19 protein-coding genes are annotated in these 19,272 nt (G+C 66.5%); 10 read left to right on the top strand and 9 right to left on the bottom strand.

The window, feature by feature from the left end:
• Positions 1 to 347: 347 nt before the first annotated feature.
• A complete protein-coding gene (locus tag ACR65J_RS00865; protein WP_440165237.1) occupies positions 348 to 1,205 on the bottom strand; it encodes a DUF2382 domain-containing protein in 858 nt (285 codons plus the stop codon).
• Positions 1,206 to 1,465: 260 nt separating this feature from the next.
• Between ACR65J_RS00865 and ACR65J_RS00860 the strand changes: the two genes are divergently transcribed.
• Both ACR65J_RS00860 and ACR65J_RS00855 read left to right on the top strand, forming a co-directional pair.
• Entirely contained in the window at positions 1,466 to 2,623 is a 1,158-nt protein-coding gene (locus ACR65J_RS00860) for a glycosyltransferase family 4 protein (RefSeq protein WP_440165235.1), read from the top strand.
• Complete coding sequence (locus ACR65J_RS00855; protein WP_440165233.1) at positions 2,620 to 3,990, top strand: UDP-glucose dehydrogenase family protein; 1,371 nt, start codon at positions 2,620 to 2,622, stop codon at positions 3,988 to 3,990. The genes ACR65J_RS00860 and ACR65J_RS00855 overlap by 4 nt, the downstream gene beginning before the upstream one ends.
• Positions 3,991 to 3,993: 3 nt before the next feature.
• On the opposite strand, the gene ACR65J_RS00850 is transcribed toward ACR65J_RS00855, so the two are convergent.
• Positions 3,994 to 4,857 (bottom strand): HAD hydrolase family protein, encoded by an 864-nt coding sequence (locus ACR65J_RS00850; RefSeq protein WP_440165231.1) that lies wholly within the window; start codon positions 4,855 to 4,857, stop codon positions 3,994 to 3,996.
• A 199-nt stretch (positions 4,858 to 5,056) separates the two neighbouring features.
• Between ACR65J_RS00850 and ACR65J_RS00845 the strand changes: the two genes are divergently transcribed.
• Positions 5,057 to 5,326: a GlsB/YeaQ/YmgE family stress response membrane protein gene (locus ACR65J_RS00845; protein WP_440165229.1), complete on the top strand. Its 270-nt coding sequence runs from the start codon at positions 5,057 to 5,059 to the stop codon at positions 5,324 to 5,326.
• Positions 5,327 to 5,479: 153 nt separating this feature from the next.
• Entirely contained in the window at positions 5,480 to 7,651 is a 2,172-nt protein-coding gene (locus ACR65J_RS00840; RefSeq protein WP_440165227.1) for a putative bifunctional diguanylate cyclase/phosphodiesterase, read from the top strand.
• Between the two features lie 16 nt (positions 7,652 to 7,667).
• Here ACR65J_RS00840 and ACR65J_RS00835 read toward each other — a convergent pair whose 3' ends face one another.
• Positions 7,668 to 8,099, bottom strand: coding sequence for a hypothetical protein (locus tag ACR65J_RS00835; RefSeq protein ID WP_440165225.1), 432 nt, complete (start codon positions 8,097 to 8,099; stop codon positions 7,668 to 7,670).
• A gap of 224 nt (positions 8,100 to 8,323) precedes the next feature.
• On the opposite strand from ACR65J_RS00835, the gene ACR65J_RS00830 reads away from it, so the two are divergent.
• Positions 8,324 to 8,875, top strand: coding sequence for a dihydrofolate reductase family protein (locus tag ACR65J_RS00830; protein WP_440165223.1), 552 nt, complete (start codon positions 8,324 to 8,326; stop codon positions 8,873 to 8,875).
• Between the two features lies 1 nt (position 8,876).
• Here the strand turns inward: ACR65J_RS00830 and ACR65J_RS00825 are convergent, their stop codons facing one another.
• Entirely contained in the window at positions 8,877 to 9,227 is a 351-nt protein-coding gene (locus tag ACR65J_RS00825) for a DUF3846 domain-containing protein (protein WP_440165221.1), read from the bottom strand.
• Positions 9,228 to 9,379: 152 nt separating this feature from the next.
• On the opposite strand from ACR65J_RS00825, the gene rlmC reads away from it, so the two are divergent.
• Complete coding sequence (rlmC, locus tag ACR65J_RS00820) at positions 9,380 to 10,507, top strand: 23S rRNA (uracil(747)-C(5))-methyltransferase RlmC (RefSeq protein ID WP_440165219.1); 1,128 nt, start codon at positions 9,380 to 9,382, stop codon at positions 10,505 to 10,507.
• A gap of 9 nt (positions 10,508 to 10,516) precedes the next feature.
• On the opposite strand, the gene ACR65J_RS00815 is transcribed toward rlmC, so the two are convergent.
• Together ACR65J_RS00815 and ACR65J_RS00810 are read right to left on the bottom strand one after the other, a co-directional pair.
• The gene (locus ACR65J_RS00815) at positions 10,517 to 11,140 is read right to left on the bottom strand and encodes an FMN-binding negative transcriptional regulator (RefSeq protein WP_440165217.1); all 624 of its coding nucleotides are present in this window, start codon (positions 11,138 to 11,140) and stop codon (positions 10,517 to 10,519) included.
• A gap of 18 nt (positions 11,141 to 11,158) precedes the next feature.
• Positions 11,159 to 12,085 carry a DMT family transporter gene (locus ACR65J_RS00810; RefSeq protein WP_440165215.1) on the bottom strand — a complete coding sequence of 309 codons (927 nt, stop codon included), beginning with the start codon at positions 12,083 to 12,085 and terminating at the stop codon, positions 11,159 to 11,161.
• On the opposite strand from ACR65J_RS00810, the gene ACR65J_RS00805 reads away from it, so the two are divergent.
• Positions 12,084 to 13,496 carry an aminotransferase-like domain-containing protein gene (locus tag ACR65J_RS00805; RefSeq protein WP_440165214.1) on the top strand — a complete coding sequence of 471 codons (1,413 nt, stop codon included), beginning with the start codon at positions 12,084 to 12,086 and terminating at the stop codon, positions 13,494 to 13,496. The two genes, ACR65J_RS00810 and ACR65J_RS00805, sit on opposite strands and share 2 nt — an antisense overlap.
• Positions 13,497 to 13,661: 165 nt before the next feature.
• Positions 13,662 to 14,438, top strand: a complete 777-nt coding sequence (locus ACR65J_RS00800; RefSeq protein WP_440165212.1) for a hypothetical protein — start codon at positions 13,662 to 13,664, stop codon at positions 14,436 to 14,438.
• Positions 14,439 to 14,440: 2 nt separating this feature from the next.
• Here the strand turns inward: ACR65J_RS00800 and ACR65J_RS00795 are convergent, their stop codons facing one another.
• A complete protein-coding gene (locus tag ACR65J_RS00795) occupies positions 14,441 to 15,265 on the bottom strand; it encodes an SDR family NAD(P)-dependent oxidoreductase (protein WP_440165210.1) in 825 nt (274 codons plus the stop codon).
• A gap of 249 nt (positions 15,266 to 15,514) precedes the next feature.
• Here ACR65J_RS00795 and ACR65J_RS00790 point away from each other — a divergent pair, with 249 nt between their 5' ends.
• Both ACR65J_RS00790 and ACR65J_RS00785 read left to right on the top strand, forming a co-directional pair.
• The gene (locus ACR65J_RS00790; RefSeq protein WP_440165208.1) at positions 15,515 to 16,921 is read left to right on the top strand and encodes a GntT/GntP/DsdX family permease; all 1,407 of its coding nucleotides are present in this window, start codon (positions 15,515 to 15,517) and stop codon (positions 16,919 to 16,921) included.
• Positions 16,921 to 17,532 carry a gluconokinase gene (locus ACR65J_RS00785; protein ID WP_440165207.1) on the top strand — a complete coding sequence of 204 codons (612 nt, stop codon included), beginning with the start codon at positions 16,921 to 16,923 and terminating at the stop codon, positions 17,530 to 17,532. Before ACR65J_RS00790 ends, ACR65J_RS00785 begins: the two co-directional genes overlap by 1 nt.
• Positions 17,533 to 17,607: 75 nt before the next feature.
• On the opposite strand, the gene ACR65J_RS00780 is transcribed toward ACR65J_RS00785, so the two are convergent.
• Both ACR65J_RS00780 and ACR65J_RS00775 read right to left on the bottom strand, forming a co-directional pair.
• A complete protein-coding gene (locus ACR65J_RS00780) occupies positions 17,608 to 18,561 on the bottom strand; it encodes a plastocyanin/azurin family copper-binding protein (RefSeq protein ID WP_440165205.1) in 954 nt (317 codons plus the stop codon).
• 400 nt (positions 18,562 to 18,961) lie between these two features.
• Entirely contained in the window at positions 18,962 to 19,165 is a 204-nt protein-coding gene (locus ACR65J_RS00775; RefSeq protein WP_015936345.1) for a cold-shock protein, read from the bottom strand.
• Positions 19,166 to 19,272 lie beyond the last annotated feature (107 nt).

Genomic DNA, 19,272 nt, shown 5'->3' with positions numbered 1-19,272 from the left:
CGGCGCTTTTTGCCCGGCCCCGCCGTAAAATTGGTAGAAACCAACACCCGCCGCCCCGCCGAGGGCACACTGCGATTTTTGCTGGCTGCCGGACGTGAACAGAGCCAGCCATCCACCCGGATACCGTCAACCGGGAAAACAGGAGCCGCGAATGAGAGATGAACCGTAAGTTCTGAAGATATTCGTCCTACTGGCTGGTGCAGTCACCGCTCACAGCGCGGCTGCACCAGCGTTTTAAACAGTGCGGCGCCGGGAGCCTGCAAGCAGGGTTCCCGGCGCCGTTCACCGTGTCAGGGCGGCTGCTCCAATCAGCCGGCCGATGGACGGGGGCCAAGCCCCCATCCGCATCAGCGACGGGTGTTGCCGTCTGTTTCGATGTTTTCCTTACGGACTTCCTCATTGACCGTGACATCGTCGCGGACAACGTCCTTGTCCAACCGGACCCGCTCGACGGGGACGGCTTCCTTCTCCACTACCGGGCGCTCCTCATGCAGGACCACCTCGTGCTCTTCTTCGCTGATGGCCGGTCCGTCGAGGGCGGCGCCGCGGTTGGCGTCCGTGATGGGCTCACGCTCGATCCGGACTTCTTCACGCTCCACCGGGATGGTCTTGGTGACGTTCTCGGTGGTGACGTACTTGCGCAGCCGGGCGCGCCCGGTGGCCTCGCGCTCCTTGCCAACGTGCAGCTGTTCCTCGGACCGCGTCATGGCGTCGTCCGTGGTGGGGCCCGAGGTGTCGTGGCCTACGGTTCCGCGCGTGGTTTCGTCGCGGTCATAGGTGTCGCGGCCTGCACCGAGCCCTGCCGTGGGGGTGCCGGCGTTCAGGTCGGCGTCACCCTGAAGGTCCACGTCCCCGGCGGCGCCGGAGCGGGCCTCCGTGTAGGTACGGGCACCGCGGTCGTAGTACGTGTACAGCCGGTCTTCTTCCTCGGGAGTGAGGTGGCCGTCGGCATCCACGCGCGGAGCGTCCTTGACGTGCTCCTTGCTGAAAGGAACCACCAGGTCTTCGCCCTGGTTGTGCGCACCTTCGACTGGAATGAAGGACTCGGAGGTACCGAACAGGCCCGTCTTCACGGTGACCCAAGTGGGCTCGCCTGTGTCATCGTCTGCGTACAGCTGACCGATCGAACCAATTTTCGAGCCGTCGGAACCGACGACGTTGCCGCCCTTGGTGAGCAGGTTTTCAAGGTTTTCCCTGTTGAGCATGACGTCTCCTTGGATGGTCGTTGCACTGGGTCTGCCAGCAATGGATGTCCCGGACCGGGGCTTGCTCCCGTCATCCGGCTTCCGCCCCGACTGCTTGAGGCTCTGCGCTGACTGCCCCACTACCGTAAGCATGCTTAGCATCAAATGCAAAGCCTACTTAGTACTTTATTTGGGAAATCGGGGCAGTTGTTCACCAGGCCTTCTCTTCCGGGTAACGCCTCCGCCCCCGCCATTTCAGGGAAGGCACGCACGGTGGAGGGGTGAGGATCGCAATCGTTGCCGAATCTTTTTTGCCGCTGATGAACGGCGTCACCCACTCCATCCTGAGGGTCCTGGACCACCTCGAGGAAAGGGGCGACGACGTCCTGGTCATCGCCGCGTCAGCCCACGAGGGGTCCGTGCCGGGCCAGGTCAAGGGGGCGCAGGTCCACCGGCTTCCCGCGGTCCCGCTGGCCGGTTATCCGAACGTACGGCTGGCATTGGGAGGTGCGTACCGGGTCAAGCGAATCCTTGCCGAGTACGCGCCCGACGTGGTGCATCTGGCCTCGCCGTTCGTCCTGGGCTGGCGTGCCGCCCAGGCGGCACACCAGCTGGGTATCCCCACCGTGGCCATTTACCAGACCGAGGTTCCCAGCTACGCCGCCCGGTACGGCGTTCCCTTCCTGGAGAACTGGGCCTGGAACAGGGTGGAGAACATCCACTTGCTCGCCTCACGTACATTGGTGCCCTCCACGTTCGCGCTGAACCAGTTGCGCGGCCGGGGCATTCCGCGGGTGCGGATGTGGCGCCGCGGCGTGGACACTGCGCGGTTTTCGCCGGAAAAGCGCGACGACGGGTGGCGGGCTTCGATTGCCCCGGCCGGTGAACGGATCATTGGCTACGTGGGGAGGCTGGCCGTCGAAAAGCAGGTGGAAGACCTTGCCGCCCTCACCGGCATTCCCAACACCAAGCTGGTGGTGGTGGGCGACGGACCCCAGCGGGCAGTCCTTGAGGCGGCACTCCCCCGGGCGGCGTTCACCGGCTTCCTGGGCGGTGACGACCTGGCGCGGGCGGTGGCATCGTTCGACCTGTTCGTCCATCCCGGCGAGTTCGAAACCTTCTGCCAGACCATCCAGGAGGCGATGGCATCGGGTGTTCCGGTGGTGGCCACGGGCCGGGGTGGGCCATTGGACCTGGTGGAGAACTCGCGCACGGGGTGGCTTTACGAACCGGGCGATTTGTCCGCCATGCGGGCCCGGGTGCAGGACCTGATGGGCGACGACGCCAAACGCCGGGCATTCGCATCCGCAGCACACTCCTCGGTCCAGGACAGAACCTGGCCCGCGCTCTGCACCGAACTGGTGCAGCACTACACGGACGTCATAGCGGCGGCGCCGGTACCCCCATGGAAGGCCTCCACGGCAGGAGCATCATCGTGAAAATGTCCGTGATCGGCTGCGGCTACCTGGGCGCTGTCCACGCGGCGACCTTGGCCTCCATGGGCCACACCGTGGTGGGCATCGATGTCGACCCCACCAAGGTGGCCCAGCTGGCACAGGGAGCCGCACCGTTCCACGAACCTGGCCTCAATGAACTCCTCGAGGACGGCCGCACCACCGGACGGCTCCGCTTTTCCACGGATCCCGCCGAGGCCGGGAGCGCGCAGGTGCACTTCCTGTGCGTAGGGACGCCCCAGGACAAGACGTCCGACGCCGCCGACCTCACCTTCCTGGTCTCCGCCGCGGCTGCCTTGTTGCCGCACCTGGCCGAGGGGGCCGTCGTCGTCGGTAAATCCACGGTGCCTGTTGGCACCGTGGAGATGCTTCGCGGCGTACTGGCCGCACGGCCGGACGTGCTGCTCGGCTGGAACCCCGAGTTCCTGCGGCAGGGCACCGCCGTCAAGGACTCGCTGGTGCCGGACCGGCTGGTCTACGGCGTGGAGGGCGGCCGGACCGCCGCCTTCCACCCCGCCACCGGGGCGCCCCTGGACGTGACCGCAGCCCTGGACGCTGTTTACGAACCGCTGCTGGCCGCAGGCACTCCCCGCCTGGTCTGCAACTTCGCCACCGCAGAACTCATCAAGTCCGCCGCGAACGCATACCTGGCCACCAAGGTCAGCTTCATCAATGCAGTCGCTGAACTGTGCGAGGCCTCGGGCGCCGACGTCACCGAGCTCAGCGAGGCGATGGGGCTGGACCCGAGGATCGGCAGCCGCTACCTGCACGCGGGGCTTGGTTTCGGCGGCGGCTGCCTGCCCAAGGACATCCGCAGCTTCCGCACCCAGGCCGCCACCCTGGCGGTGCCCGCGGTGGAGGACTGGATGCGCGTGGTCGATGCGGTGAACGTGGGCCAGCGGGAGCGCACCGTGGGCCTCGCGGCGGAGCTGTGCGGTGGCACGCTCGCCGGGCGGTCCATTACCGTGCTCGGGGCCTCCTTCAAACCGGACACCGACGATATCCGCGACTCTCCGGCCCTGGATGTTGCGGACCGGCTGGCCGCCGCCGGAGCCCATGTCACCGTCACGGACCCCAAAGCCGTGAACCTTGCATGGCGCCGCTACCCAGGGCTCCGCTTCGAGGCATCCACGGAGAAGGCGCTCCGGGACGCTGAACTGGTGCTGCTCCTCACCGAATGGGACGAGTACCGGCAGCTGTGTCCTGCCGCCGCCGGGCAGCAGGTACGACGGCGGGTGGTCCTGGACGGGCGCAATGCGCTGGACGCAGGGGCCTGGCGGGAACAGGGCTGGGTGGTGCGCGGCCTGGGAACTTCGCCCGGCGTTTTGACGGCCGCAGCCCGGGCGAGCTGAAGACTACCCCAGGAGCCCCAGCTCCGCGAAGGCCAGCGCCACGCCGTCGCCGGCCGGCGCGGCAGTGGTCCTGTCCGCCACGGCAAGAACGGCGGGATGGCCCCCCTCCACGGCAATGCCCACGCCGGCGTACTCAAGCATCTCGATGTCGTTGGCACTGTCACCGATGGCCACGATGTCTGCCCGGTCCAGGCCGAGCCGGGCCTCCACCACCTGGATCCCCACGGCTTTGTGGGTGCCCGCCATATAGATCTCCCCCGCACGATCACCCAGGGCCGACAGGGAACTGGGGATCAGCCCCACCCCGGGACCGAAGGTCTCCATCAGGCGGGTCAGCGGCACGGGCGAATCGAAACAGGAGATCTTGGCGTAGGACGTTGCGCGGAGATCGTCGCTGTACTGCATGGGTCCCAGGATGTCCTCCAGCGGATCCACGTCGGTGCTGAGTACGCCGTCGTGCTGGGGGCGGCCGGCAAAGATGGGGCCCAGGACCTCCCGCAGCCGCAGGTCGACGCCCGTGCGGCCATACAGGGCCTCGGGCGCTTCCAGGATGTAGGAGGCGCCGTGGGCGTCCAGCGTTTCGACGATGCTTGCCGCCAGCTCCGGCTCGAAGCGCGCGTCCCTGAGGACGTCACCGCCTACCTCCACCCTGGCGCCGGCGCCTGTAATGGTGCCGTCGAATCCCGCCGCCAGGATGTGCGCGGGGACCATGGACAGGGGCCGCCCCGTACAGACGAACACGAGGTGGCCGAGCTTCCGGGCGGTCCGGACGGCGTCGACGTGCGCCTGCGGTGCAAGCCCGTGGTCAGCGTAGGTGCCGTCGATGTCGAGGAATATGGCCCGCGGCCGCTGGGTCTGGCTGGACATGCCGGAGCTCCTTCGTCAAATGCTGGGACACCTAATCCTATCGGCGTCCACTTTTCCGTCGGAGAGAATTCCGCCGCATTCCGGCAAAACTGACAGTCATCCTGTGATAATGAAGGCCTTGCACAGTAGTAAGCCTGCTGATTGAATGATGGAACCGGAAATGGGGACCCGGCACAACTTACTGACAAGGAGTGGCAACATGGGCATTATCGGATTTCTCATTTTGGGCCTGATTGCTGGAGCCATTGCAAAGGCCATCCTGCCGGGCCGCCAAGGCGGAGGCTGGGTGGTCACCATGGTCCTCGGCGTTGTTGGGGCCATCCTGGGCGGCTGGATCGGATCACTGATCTTCGGCGGCGGACTGGCAGAGTTCTTCGACCTCAGGACCTGGCTGCTGGCCATCCTCGGAGCCATCATCGTGCTGCTGATCTACGGCGCCGTCACCAACCGCAGTGGCCGCCGGGTGTAGCCGTTTCATATCGCCATTAGTAAGAGCGCCGGACTCCAAAAGGAGGACGGCGCTTTTTACGTCCGGCGCCGGGTCTGTGTGGATCCAGGCGAAGATACCTGCACCCCACCCAATTTCCCTCCGCGGCCTTTATGATTGCGAAGGGGTGGTGTGATGACCGGTTTTATCGGCCGTGACAACAATGTGGCATTACAAATTTTTGGCGTCTTCATGGACGCAAGCCCGGACGCACTTTTGGCGCTGGCTGCGGACGGCACCGTGTTGGCGGGAAATGCGGCAGCGGCACGCCTGTTCGCGCTTCCGCAGGACGCCTTCACGGGCCTGGATCACCGGCTGCTGATCGGCGAGGGCTTCCGCGACGACGTGGCCCACCTGCTGCACCGGCTCCTCACCCAGGCGGAAGAGCATCCACCGCCCCGGGAGATCATGGCCCTGCGCGGCGACGGCACCGAGTTTCCCATCGAACTGGCAGCGGCGCTCCTCCCCCGGGAGGACCCGGCCGGCGATCACCAACCCGGCCCCGGAAATGGGGGTCCGGTAGGCGCACGGGTGCTGCTCTCCGCCCGCGGGACCGCCCACCGCAAGACGGCCGACGCAAACCTTCGCGAGACCATGTCGCTGCTGACGGCAACTCTTGAATCAACGGCAGACGGCATCCTGGTTATCGGCAATGACGGCAGCGTGGCCGGCTTCAACGAACAGTTCCTCTCCATGTGGGGTATCCCCCCGGAGTTCATGGACGCCGACAGCCAGGAACCGGTGATGAAGCTGATCCTGGAACAGGTGGCGGACCCCGTTGCCTTCACCGCCCGGCTGGGCGAGCTCCAGCAGGACCCTGCCGCCGAAAGCCACGACGTCGTCGATTTCCGGGACGGCCGCACCTTCGAGCGGTATTCCCGCCCGCAACGGGTCGACGAGAAAGTCGCGGGCCGCGTGTGGAGCTTCCGTGACGTGACGCCGCGGCGCAAGGCCCAGGAACAGGCGCACCGGGCCATGATGGACCTTGCAGTGCAGGCTGAGAAGCTGCGCGCCATGGCCTTCCAGGACCCGCTGACCGGACTCGCCAACCGGGCCGTCTTCAACGACGCCCTGGCCGAATCGCTTCAGGAACCGCGGTTGAAGACCGTGGATGTGCTGCTCCTCGACCTGGACGACTTCAAGGAAGTCAACGACATCCTCGGCCACCAGGCGGGGGACGATATGTTGATCGAAGTGGCACGCCGGCTCCGCGGCTGCGTTCCCACGGCCGACGTCGTCGCCCGGCTGGGTGGTGACGAGTTCGTGGTGCTCCTGACCGCCTGCCCGGACGCCGATGCGATCGCGGCGTGCGTCGTGCGCTGCCTGCACGTACCCGTCACCATCGGCGGCACCGTCCTGCGTCCCAGCCTGAGCCTGGGGCTCGCCTCCCTGGGACAGGACAGCATGGGCCCGTCCGAGCTGCTGCGGCATGCCGACATTGCGATGTATGCGGCCAAGGCTGCGGGCAAGAACCGGTTCCTGCACTTCCATCCGGACATGATGCAGGCGCTGGTGCAGCGGACGCACATGGAGAGCGGGCTGCAGCTGGCCGTCCCCCGCGCCGAAATCACAGTGGACTTCCAGCCGATCGTCTCGCACCGCATGGGGCAGGTGGTCCAGCTCGAGGCGCTGGCCAGATGGAACCGCGGCGGCGAGCGGGTGCCGCCGTCCATCTTTATACCGCTAGCCGAGCGCACCGGGCTGATCAGCGAGATCGGAGCCGAAGTGATGGCGACCGGAATGGTACAGCTGGCACGGTGGCTCACCGAGGATCCGTCGCGGTCCCTGGCCGTGAATGTCTCCGGCGTACAGCTGCAGGAACCGGACTTCGCCGAAAGTGTCCTGGGGCTTGCGGAAGCCAGCGGGGTGGCCCCCTACCAGCTGGTCCTGGAAGTGACTGAGAGCGTCTTTTTTGACGCCGACTGCAGCCTGATCCAGCAGCTCAGCGCGTTGCGGGACGCGGGTGTCCGGGTGGCGCTGGATGATTTTGGCACCGGCTATTCCTCGCTGGGCCGGCTTCAGGACCTGCCCGTGGATACGGTCAAGATCGACAAGACCTTCGTGTCCATGGTGCGCACCGGCAACGAGCGCCTCCCCATCCTGAGCTCCATGATCAACATGGCGCACAGCCTGGGCCTGACAGTAACGGCGGAAGGGATCGAGACGGCCACACAGGCGGACTACCTGACCGCGCTGGAGTGCGACTCGCTTCAGGGCTACCTGTTTTCACTGCCTGAGCCCGGCGACAGGCTTGGCCAGGCGTTGCACCATGCGGAAGAGGCCCTCAACGCGTTGAAGGGACGGTAGCCGGAAGGCTTGGGGCCTAGGCTGCTTCCTGGCGGCCCCGGCGCTGCTGCTTGGCGGGCGCCGGCTGGGAGTTTTCGGGCTGCGGGTTTTCGGGCAGCGGGTTTTCGGGCAGCGCGGGCTGGGATGCTTCCCCGGCGCCGGCGGAAGAGTTGGCCGTGTCGGCGGCGAGGTTGGCCGTCCCGGCGTCCGTGAATGAGGCAGGGGCGGCAGCGCGGTTGCGGCGCCAGCGGCGGACCAGGTCGACGGCGGCCAGCAGCCCGGCGAGGGGGGTCAGCACAGCTGCGGCGTAGACGAACAGCATCCAGGTCAGGGTGGTCAGCGGCGGCTGGTTGTTGTTGAGCAGCGACAGTCCGCCCAGCATGGCGACGACCCAGAACAGCAGGACGGCCGTCAGTACGGCACCGGCAGGAAAATACTGGTTGCTCACGACTTTTTTCAGGGTTTCCATGCACTTCCTCCTGCCTGGCCGGGGGGACGGCGAAAGCCGTTCAATGACAAGTATGGGCCCCGGCACCTTCGAAACTGCGCAAGACGACACGGCGAGTGATGAAGCTAACGCAGCTGCCCGCCGCCGTCCGGATACCGGGCCGAAACCATCGGCCCCAAACCCTTCCCCGGAAGGGAGCCGGCCGCATACCGTAATGCCTGTCCGCACATTATTTGGAGGCTCCCATGCGCAAAGTCACTGCCGGCCTGTTCCACTCCGTGGACGGGGTGGTGTCCGAACCTTTCAAGTTCCAGTTCGACAGCTTCGACGAGGAACTCGGTGAGGGGCTGACCAGGATGATCAACGCCGTGGACACGGTCATCCTGGGCCGCGTCAGTTACGAGGAGTGGGCCGGTTACTGGCCTACGGCCCCGCAGGACCAGGACTTCGCGGCATTCATCAACCCCGTGGAGAAGTTCGTCGCATCGCGCACGCTGACGGGACCCCTGGAATGGGAAAACTCGCAGCTGATAGACGCGCCGCTCGGCGAATTCGTGGCCGCCTTGAAGGAGCGCGACGGCGGCGAAATCGCCGTGTGCGGAAGCATCTCCGTGGTGCGGCAGCTGCTGTTCGCCGGGCTGCTGGACTCGCTGCAGTTGATGACCCATCCGGTGATCGCCGGCAGCGGGCGCCGGCTGTTCGAGGACGGCGACCCGCTGACCCGCCTTGTGCTGCAGGACCAGTCGACCACCAGCAAGGGCAACGTACTGAGCACATACGGCGTGCGCGCGGAGTAGCCTATGCGGCCAGCGGCGCCCCGAACAGCTCTTCGGCAAGCCGGGCCAGGTGCTCGGGGATGTCCGCTTCCGCCCCGTGTTCGCCGCGGCCAAGGAAGACGGCGGTCCCGCGGATCCCGCCAAGGTCCAGGCCGCATTCATGCATCAGCTGCCCGGCCCTGACGTTGACCGGCAGGAGCGTGGTGACACTCTCCGCATTGAGGTAAACGTGCCAGTCGCCGCGGATCACCGACTCCAGCGGGCCGCCCACCAAGGCTTCCAGGGCCTGCAGGTCCGCGCCCACCTGCTCGATGCGGATGGGCTCGGAATTGCCGGCCGGTACGACGAGTGCTGTGTAAGTTCTGTTGTCCATCGTTCGTTTCTCCATACGGTTTAACACCTGTGGACACAGCTGTGTTCCCGGACGCTGCGGCTTTGGGGAAGGAACGACGGCGGGAACGCGGCCCAGGTGCCGCCGTCGTGCCTTAACCGGCCGGGAAAGCGAGCGGGTAAACTTGACCAGTCATGCACTGTTCCTACTTTGATGCCGGCACCTGCCGCTCCTGCACCCAGATGGGCAGGCCGTACGGCGAACAGCTGGCCGGCAAGCAGCTGCACTGCCAGACCCTCCTTGCCGGACACACGGACCTGGAGTGGCTGGAGCCCGTGGCCAGCCAGGAGTCCGGCTTCCGCAACAAGGCCAAAATGGTGATCGGCGGAACGGCGCAGAACCCCACCATCGGAATCCTCGACGCTGACGGCCACGGCGTGGACCTGCGCAAGTGTGGCGTCTGCTCCCCCGGCCTGCGGGCCGTCTTCCCGGTGCTGGCCACCTACATCCGCCGCCTCCGCCTGACGCCCTACGACGTCCCGAATCGGACCGGGGAACTCAAGCACGTCATCATCACCGAATCCCCGGACGGCGAGATCATGCTCCGCCTGGTCCTCCGCTCAGAGCAGGTGGTCCCCCGGATCCGGAAGCACCTTCCGGATCTCCTGGCTGACCTGCCGCAGGTCAAAGTGGTGTCCGTCAACCTGCTGCCGGAACACAAGGCAGTGCTGGAAGGCGACCGCGAAATCCTGCTGACGGAGCAGTCCACGCTGGAGATGCGGGTCAATGACGTCAACCTGCACCTCCGCCCGCAGAGCTTCTTCCAGACCAACACCGACATGGCCGCGGCCCTGTACCGGCAGGGGCGTGAGTGGGTCAACGAACTGGCGCCGGCTTCGGTGTGGGACCTGTACTGCGGCGTGGGCGGTTTCGCCCTGCACAGCTCCGCCCCGTCCCGCACGGTCACCGGCATAGAGACCAGCAGCGAGGCCATCGTCTCGGCGCGGCTCAGCAGTGACGAGGCCGGCCTGGCGGGCATGGAGTTCCACGCCGGCGACGCCACCGCGTTCGCCCTCGCGGCGGAGCAGTCGCCGGAGCTGGTGATCGTGAACCCACCGCGGCGCGGCATCGGCAAGGAGCTGTGCGGCTGGCTGGAGTCATCCGATGTCCAGCATGTGGTGTACTCCAGCTGCAACGCCCAGTCGCTGGCCCGCGACCTGGCCGCCCTCCCGTCCTTCACTGCCCGGCGGGCACGGGTCCTGGACATGTTCCCGCAGACCACGCACTACGAGGTGATGGTGCTCCTGGAACGGACGGCCTGAGGTCCGGACTCACACCACCCTGACGCGTTCGACGGCGGCGGCGCCGGCTTCCCGCCCTTCCGCCCGAAGCCCGGCCGCCACTCCTGCAGCGTCGGCATCGGACCGGTTCTGGCTCAGTTTTTCCTTCGCCTCGACCCGGGTGATCACCAGCTCCACGCCAACAATCGCCCGCAACTGGCCGGCAACGAACTGCTCCGGAGCGTCGTCCACGGCCCACGGATCCTGCCGGCCGCCCTCGTGCAGGCCGCTCAGGTGGCGGACATGGCGTGCCAGCCAGCCGGCGTCGTCATGGATGACCAACTCACCGTAGACGTGCGCCGTGGTGTAGTTCCAGGTGGGGACCACGCGGCCGTGATCCGCTTTGGCGGCGTACCACGAGGGCGAAATGTAGTCGCCGGGGCCCTGGATGATGGCGAGGGCCTCGCCTGTCGGCGGGGTGGACCAGTGTGGGTTGTTCCGTGCCATGTGAGCCTGCAGCGCGCCGTGCTCCCCCACGTCCGGGGTGAAGGCGAAGGGCAGCAGCGTTGCCAGCAGGCCGCCGTCGGTCATGGTCACCAGGTTGGCGGCGCCTGGGTAAGCGAGGAGGTTCTTTATGGCTTCGGGGCCGGCGGCGAAGTGTGCCGGAACGTACATGGGAGTCCTTTCGGTGGTTCAGGCGGCTGGCGTGAGCCGGACGCGGACGGCCGCGGCGGCGAAGAGGATGACGGCAAGGGCGCCGATGGCGGTGGTCCAGGTGAGTGTTTCGCCCAGCAGAAGCGCTGCCCAGACGAGGCTCAGCACCGGCTGCAGCAGTTGGATCTGGCTCACCTGCGCCATGGGACCCAGGGCCAGGCCGCGGTACCAGGCAAAGAAGCCCAGGAACATGCTGACCACGGCGAGGTAGCCGAAGGCAGCCCACTGGACGGGAGTGGCCGACGGCGGCTGGTTCAGGACGGAGAGCACTGCCAGGACCAGCATGGCCGGCGCGGCAAGGACCAGCGCCCACGCGATGGTCTGCCAGGAGCCAAGTTCGCGGGCCAGCATGCCGCCTTCCGCGTATCCGACGGCGGCGCAGGCCACGGCGCCGAGCAGCAGGAGGTCCGCCCACTGCAGGTGCCCCACTCCGCCGGACTGCAGGAACGCGAAGCAAACGGCTGCCAGCGAGCCAAGCACCATCACCACCCAAAAAGAGAATCGGGGCCGTTCGCCGGTGCGCAGGACCACCACCGTGGCAGTGGCTGCCGGCAGGAGGGCAATGACTACCGCGCCGTGCCCTGCCGGGACGGCGGTCAGCGCGTAGGAGGTGAGCAGCGGAAAGCCGGCGACGACGCCACCTGCCACGAGCGAAAGGCGCAGCCAGGTGCCTGGATGCGGCAGCCGCTGGCGGGTGATGGCGAGCGCTGCGGCGGCAAGGACAGCGGCCACCACGGCCCGGCCGGAACCGATGAACAGCGGTGGAATCCCGGCGACGGCCACTCGGGTGAAGGGAACGGTGAAGGAGAAGGCAGCGACGCCGAGCAGCCCCCACCAGATTCCAGTCACCTTTCGCGGCAGTATCACTGGGCGATTCAGGACAGTAGCGCTACTATGTTCTTTCATGAACAACGATAGCAGTTCACGGATCGTTGCGGCATTGCGCCATTGGGTCGCCGGAGCTGCGCCCGGAGCCAAACTGCCGTCGACCCGCTCGCTGGTGGCCGAGTACTCGGCGAGCCCGGTGACGGTCCAGAAGGCCCTGCAGGCGCTGGCCTCGCAGGGCCTGATCGAAAGCCGGCCCGGCGTCGGAACATTTGTCCGGGCCGTCCGCACCGCACGCCCGTTGGACTATGGCTGGCAAACGGCAGCCCTGCGGTCGCCGTCGTCTCCGCTGCCGTCGTTGTCGGGCACCATGCGAAATGTCCCCAGCGACGCCATCTGGTTCCACTCCGGCTACCCGGACCGCGAGCTGCTGCCAGAGCGGCTGGTCCGTGCCGCCCTGGCCCGCGCCGCCCGCGGGGACGCGGCCCTGTCGCGGCCGCCGGCGGCCGGCATGCCCGAACTGCAGCAATGGTTCGCCCAGGAACTGGGATCGGCGACCCCCGCGGGAATTACGCCGCCGACACCGAATGACGTGATCGTCCTGCCGGGCAGCCAAAGCGGGCTCAGCTCCATCTTCCGTGCCCTGGTGGGCGCGGGGCAGCCGCTGCTTATGGAGTCGCCGTCGTACTGGGGGGCTATCCTGGCCGCCGCCCAGACCGGGGTGCGGGTGGTGCCTGTGCCCACGGGGCCGGACGGCCCGGACCCCGCCGACGTGGACCGGGCCTTCGCCGAGACCGGAGCCCGGGCGTTCTACGTCCAGCCGAACTATTCGAATCCCACCGGGGTGCAGTGGACGGCAGGCCGGGGCGCCGAGATCCTCGACGTTGCCCGCCGGCACGGCGCCTTCCTGGTAGAGGACGACTGGGCCCACGATTTCGGCATCACCTCGACCCCCGTCCCGTTGGCCACACGGGATGATTCCGGGCACGTGGTCTACATCAGGTCGTTGACCAAGAGCGTTTCCACGGCCATCCGCGTTGCCGCCGTTATTGTCCGCGGACCGGCGCGGGAACGCATCCTGGGCCACCGCGCCGCTGAGTCGATGTATGTCAGCGGACTCCTGCAGGCTGCAGCACTGGACGTGGTGACGCAGCCCGGGTGGCAGACCCACCTGCGCAGCCTCCGCCAGCAACTGCAGTCCCGCCGCGACCTGCTGGCCACCAGCATCCGCGAGCACGTCCCGCTGGCACACCTCGACAGCCTGCCCAAGGGCGGGCTCAACCTGTGGGTGCGCCTCCCGGACACCACGGACCTTCCACGGCTGGTGCGTGACTGCGGGGACGCCGGGGTGGTCATCGCCGCCGGCACCGAGTGGTTTCCGGCCGAGCCCGCCGGCGCGTTCATCCGCCTCAACTACTCAGGACCGAACCCCGGCGCCTACCCGGAAGGGGCCCGCATTATCGGTGAGGCGCTGGCGCGCAACAGCGGATAGGAAGCCCAGGGCCCCAACCGGTCTGCCTTGCACCGGCAGTCGTCCAGGAGCCGGCAGCGCTTTTGCCGTTAATGACTCAAGATTGGCGCTTAATCCGTTCTCGGCCTGTGGACGAAGCTACGCTGGCCGTGCCATCCGCATCCAGCACGCGCCATTGGGGGATCCATGCCTGCCACTCGTAACTTTCCCGTGCCTCTTCGCGCACACCGCAGGGAAGACATTCCCACTGCGGCAGGCCCCCGGCAGGCGATATTGCGCGCGGGGGCCGCGGCCGCCGTCGTCCTCCTGCTAACCGGCTGCTCCACCCAGGCTTCGCTGTCCGTTGCTGCCGGCCCCGCCAGTGAAGCCGCCACGGCCACTCCTACCGCGAAGCCCATCGCGGACACGCCGTGCACGACCATTGACGCCCGGCAGGTCTCTGCCGGAAGCAGCTATGTGTGCACCAAGGACGAGTCAGGCAGGCTGGTGTGGCTTGAGGCCTCAGTGTCCAAGCGTGTCAACGACAAACTGGCTGCGGCCGCCGCCGCGAAAGCGGCCGCCGACAAGGCCGCAGCCGAGCAGGCGGCTGCGGCAAAAGCGGCGGCAGAGAAGGCTGCTGCCGAAAAGGCTGCAGCCGACAAGGATGCCGCGGACCAAGCGGCTGCAGAGGCTGCAGCGCGGCAAGCCGCCGAAACGAAGGCGGCCCAGGATGCGGCCGCTGCAAAAGCAGCAGCGGAAGCAGCCGCCAAGGCCGCGCCTCCCGCACCGGCGGCCCAGCCCGTGCCGGGGACGAATCCGGGCTGCGACCCGAACTACTCAGGCTGCGTCCCGATCGCTTCCGATGTGGACTGCGCCGGCGGCAGCGGCAACGGGCCCGCCTATGTCCGCGGACCCGTCCAGGTCATCGGCCGCGACATCTACGGGTTGGACGCGGACCACGACGGCGTGGGCTGCGAACGGTAGGACTAGACGAACTCCGCCACCAGCTCCTCGCTCTTCTCCCACAGCCCGCGCGCCAGCCCGGCGTCGTAGGCCTGGGCATTGGCCTTGGCCAGGGTGCGCTTGGCGTAGTAGGCCCCGGAGATCCAGTCCGTGCCCGCGGTGCCGTTGATGAGCCAGAGCATGGTGTCGGCACCCTGGTCCGGGCTGAGCATGAAGCGGTTCAGCAGGGTTGTGTAGGCGTGCCGCCACGGACTCCCGGACTCCGCGGCGAAGTTGGTGCGGACCACGCCGGGGTGGAAGGCCGCCGTCGTAATCCCCTGGTCATGGAAGCGGCGGTGCAGCTCGGAGGTGAACAGGATGTTGGCGAGTTTTCCCGTGCCGTAGGCGCGGTTGGTGCTGTACCCGTACTCGGCGTTGAGGTCGAAGAGGTCCAGCTTTCCGAAGTTGTTGGCGGCGCTGGAGGTGTTGATCACCTTGGCGCTGCTGGCGGTCAGTGTGTCCAGCAGCAAGGTGGTGAGCAGGAACGGCGCCAGGTGGTTGACCTGGAACGTTGATTCGTTGCCGTCAACGGTGAGCGTCCGCTTGCCCATGATCCCGCCGGCGTTGTTGGCCAGGACATCGATGCGCGGGTAGTTTGCCTTCAGTTTCTCCGCGAGGTCCCGGACCTGGGAAAGGTCGGCGAAGTCGGCCAGGTAGTGGTCCGCGCCGATGTCCCCGGCCAGGGCGCGGGTCTTCTCAGCGGAACGGCCGACGACGACCACCTGTTCCCCAGCCTTGGCCAGCGTCCGTGCTGCTGCCGCTCCGATGCCGTCGCTGGCGCCGGTGATCACGATGGTTCGAGGAGTCAAGGGGTGTCCTTTGGTCGGAGTCGCTCCGCGCACGCTAGCACGCAAAAGGCATAACGAGGACGTGGCGCCCCCTGTTCCCGGCCAAACGACAGGCTGCCCGGGCGCAGTTCCCGGCCGCCCCTCGTGCATGCGCGCCGTTTCAGTGACAACGAAAAGTCCTACTTATTCACTTTTGCCGTGTCATACGTCATACTTATTGCAGCCCGCCACCAGCACCGTTGGCGGTTGCACTCCAACCGAGGAAGCCTCATGCAATCCCTTCTCCTTCCCGCCGCAGCAGAGCCGTGGAACGGACACGACACGCAACTGGTCGTCGTCGCCGCCATCGGCATCGCGCTGATCGTTCTCCTGATCGTCAAACTCAAGCTCCACCCGTTCCTGTCGCTGGTCCTCGGATCCGCGTTCGTAGGCCTCGCCTCCGGGGTAGAACTTGGGAAGGTCATCAGCAACTTCGAAGACGGCGTGGGGGGCACGCTGAAAGAAGTTGGCCTGCTGATCGCGCTCGGTGCCATGCTGGGCAAACTGTTGGCAGACTCCGGCGGCGCCAACCGCGTCGTGGACACCCTGCTCGGCAAAGTCTCCCCGAAGGTCCTCCCCTGGGCCATGGCCCTGGTCGCCGTCATCATCGGTTTGCCGATGTTCTTCGAAATCGGCCTCGTGCTGCTGCTGCCCGTCATCGTCCTGGTGGCCCAGCGGTCGGGCCGGAAACTGATGCGCGTAGCCATCCCGGCCCTTGCCGGCCTCTCCGTCCTGCACGGCCTGGTCCCGCCGCACCCCGGCCCCCTCGTGGCCATCTCCAGCCTGAACGCCCCGTTGGGCATCACCCTGGCCCTCGGGCTCCTGATCGCCATTCCCACGGTCATCATCTGCGGCCCGCTGTTCGCCGTCTACGCTGCGCGCTGGGTTCCCGTGGATGCCCCGAAGGTAGCTGGCGGCATCGATACCGAACACACCCAGGCCGACCCCGACGTCAAGCGCCAGCCGACATTCCTCGTGACCCTGCTGACCATCGTCTTCCCTGTGGTGCTGATGCTCCTCAAGGCCGTGGTGGACATCGTCGACCCCAACGCCAAGAACCCGAGCGCGGCCCGCGTCTTCTTTGACTTCATCGGTGAACCGCTGGTTGCCATGACCCTGGCCGTCCTGCTGGCCCTCGTGACGTTCGGTTATGCCGTCGGCTTCACCGGCACCAAAATCGGCGCCAAGATCGGCGCCTCCGTTGGGCCCATCGCGGCCGTGATCCTGATCGTGGGTGCAGGCGGCGGCTTCAAGCAGACCCTCATCGGAGCCGGAGTCGGGGATGCGGTCGCCAAGTGGGCCACCGGAGCCAACATCTCCGTCCTGGTCCTGGGCTTCCTCATCGCGGTCGCCATCAGGCTCGCCACCGGTTCAGCCACCGTGGCAACGGTGACGGCGGCAGGCATCGTTGCGCCGCTTGCGGCCAGCCTCTCCCCCGGGCACGCTGGCCTGCTGGTACTCGCCGTGGGCGCCGGTTCATTGTTCCTCTCCCACGTGAACGATGCCGGCTTCTGGCTGGTCAAGGAGCTCTTCGGCCTGACTGTGGGCCAGACATTCAAAACCTGGTCAGTTATGGAGACCCTCATCTCCGTGGTCGGTTTCGCGCTGGTCATGGTCCTCTCGGTGGTGATCCCCTGATGGAGGCCGCACCGACCCCTGATTCCGTCCAGCAGCCGGTGCTCGTCATCATGGGCGTGTCCGGCTCAGGCAAGTCCACCGTGGCGGGCATCCTTGCAGGCCAGCTCGGCTGGGACCTGGAGGAAGGCGATGACCTGCATCCGGCCGAAAACGTGGCAAAAATGGCTGCCGGAATTCCCCTGACCGACGATGACCGCTGGCCGTGGCTGGACACCATTGCGTCGTGGATCATCGAGCACACGATGGCTGGCATACCCGGCATCATCACCTGCTCCGCGTTGAAGAAGATCTACCGGGACCGGCTCCGCGAAAAGAACGTCGTTTTCGTGCATCTGTCGGGTTCCAAGGAACAGATAGGGCGCCGGCTGACAGCGCGCATGGACCACTACATGCCGGCGTCCCTGCTGGATTCGCAGATCGCCACCCTGGAACCGCCGGGACCGGATGAGAACACCATCGTGGTGGATGTTGGACGAACTCCCGCCGAGGAAGCCGCCGAGGTGGTGAGCCGGCTTGGCCTCTCTCCGGCTTCCGGTTCAACCGCGCTGGGCCACCCCCACCCGGGCCGGTCGTCCGCGCCAGGCCAGCCGGGGGACCCTGCCGATTCCTAGGCCTGTCCGCCCCAGGTGGCGGTCGCCGGCGTGCCCGGCTGGTGCGAACGGCTCCAGCCGGGCATATTGGATTCGTCAGTCGACGACCTTCACCTTGCCCACCATGCCCATGTAGTCATGGAGTGCGCAGATGTACCCGAAGGTTCCGGTTGCCTTAAACGTCACTTCAAATGTCCCCTGCGGAGGGATAATTCCGGAGTTGAGGTTGCCCCCGGTGAAATTCGACGGCGTGCCGGACGGGGCGAAAACGTTCGCCGGTTCGTCGCCAAACGTGACGGTATGCGGAGCTCCCATACCGGTATTGGCGAACACGACGGTTTCGCCAACATGCACGGTCACGGTGGGCCGCACGAAGCGCATGACCATGGCCACGCCGTCGTCACCGCCTGCGATCACCATGTGCCTGGTGGCCTGGTCCGCAAGGTCGCGGGTGAGCTCGCGTCCGTCCCGGAGGATCGACCGCGCCTCGGCCCGCGATGACTTGTCATAGTCGGCCTGGCTGTACGGATAGTCGGTCCCCTGCTCGCGGACGTGCACCGTCCCCTTCATCACCATGCCGTGGACCAGGCAGTAGTAGGTGAAGTCACCTTCGCGCGGGAACGCCAGGCTGTAACTCCTGGCGTCCGGGAAGCCGGGCACGTCCACGTTGGCCAGGAGGCCCGAGTTGTAGTACGAATGCCCGTCGTAGCTGTCCCCTCCGCGCTTCAACAACTCATCGTCGCTGAACGGGTTGAATTCCTCCAGCGGCTGGCCCGACGCCAGGAACGTCACTGTATGGATCTCCGCTGAGTTCGCCTCCCACGTGATGGTGTCGTGCTCGTTGATGAAAATCTCGGAGGGGAGGAACTGCATGCCCTGGATTGCCTGGTCTCGGGACTCAGAGCCCACCTGGACCTGCCACGTCCGGTGGTGCGATTGGCCGGCGGAGGCGGGACCGGCTGCGGCCATCGAGGCCAGGAGCGAAACAGCGAATGCAACAATAAATGCCAGTAGCTTGAATCTGGAATTGCTTCCCCGATTACTCTTCATAGCAATGCTTCCTTGAACGGCAACCGGCCACAGGCCGGTGTACAGGTGGCCGATTCAAGTCATTGCTCATGGGGCCGAACCGGCCGCTGATTATCGGAGTGAAAGTGCCGGCTGCCGATGCCGGGAAGCGCAGGCAGCCGGGCCGGCCGAGCATCGTGCCGGACATGCACCACCCCAACTGGTGCCGCGCTGGTTGGAGTTTTCCAAACGCCGCCGTGGGCGTGGGGTTGGCACGCTGCGTACGTACGCTCTAACAGATTGCTCCTTCAACTGAACTTTGTCGAGGAGGCAATATTCGGGCTGGGAAGCAGGCCACGAAAGACCTGGTTAACAAAAAGCAGGGCTTGCCGATCAACGGCAAGCCCTGCTTGGAAACCTAACGGTCCCGGGTCCTAGGAAATTAGAGAGCCTGGATGTTGGTGGCCTGGGGACCCTTGGGGCCCTGCTCGGTGTCGAAGGAAACCTTCTGGTTCTCTTCGAGGGAGCGGAAGCCGGAGGAGTTGATCGCGGAGTAGTGCGCGAAAACGTCCTGCGAGGAGTCGTCCGGGGAGATGAAGCCGAAGCCCTTTTCAGCGTTAAACCATTTGACGGTACCAGTAGCCATTATTTTTGTCCTTCGTGAAGGTGGAGGGAACGTCCCGACTTTCGGGCCCTCCGGCGTGGGGTGTTCAAAAACCGCTACTTCAGAAGAACACGGACTTTCGACCGCGC

Source organism: Arthrobacter sp. SAFR-044 (genome assembly GCF_059414985.1).
The sequence above is the reverse complement of the archived record's forward strand: the minus strand, read 5'-3'. Positions and strand labels throughout refer to the sequence as shown.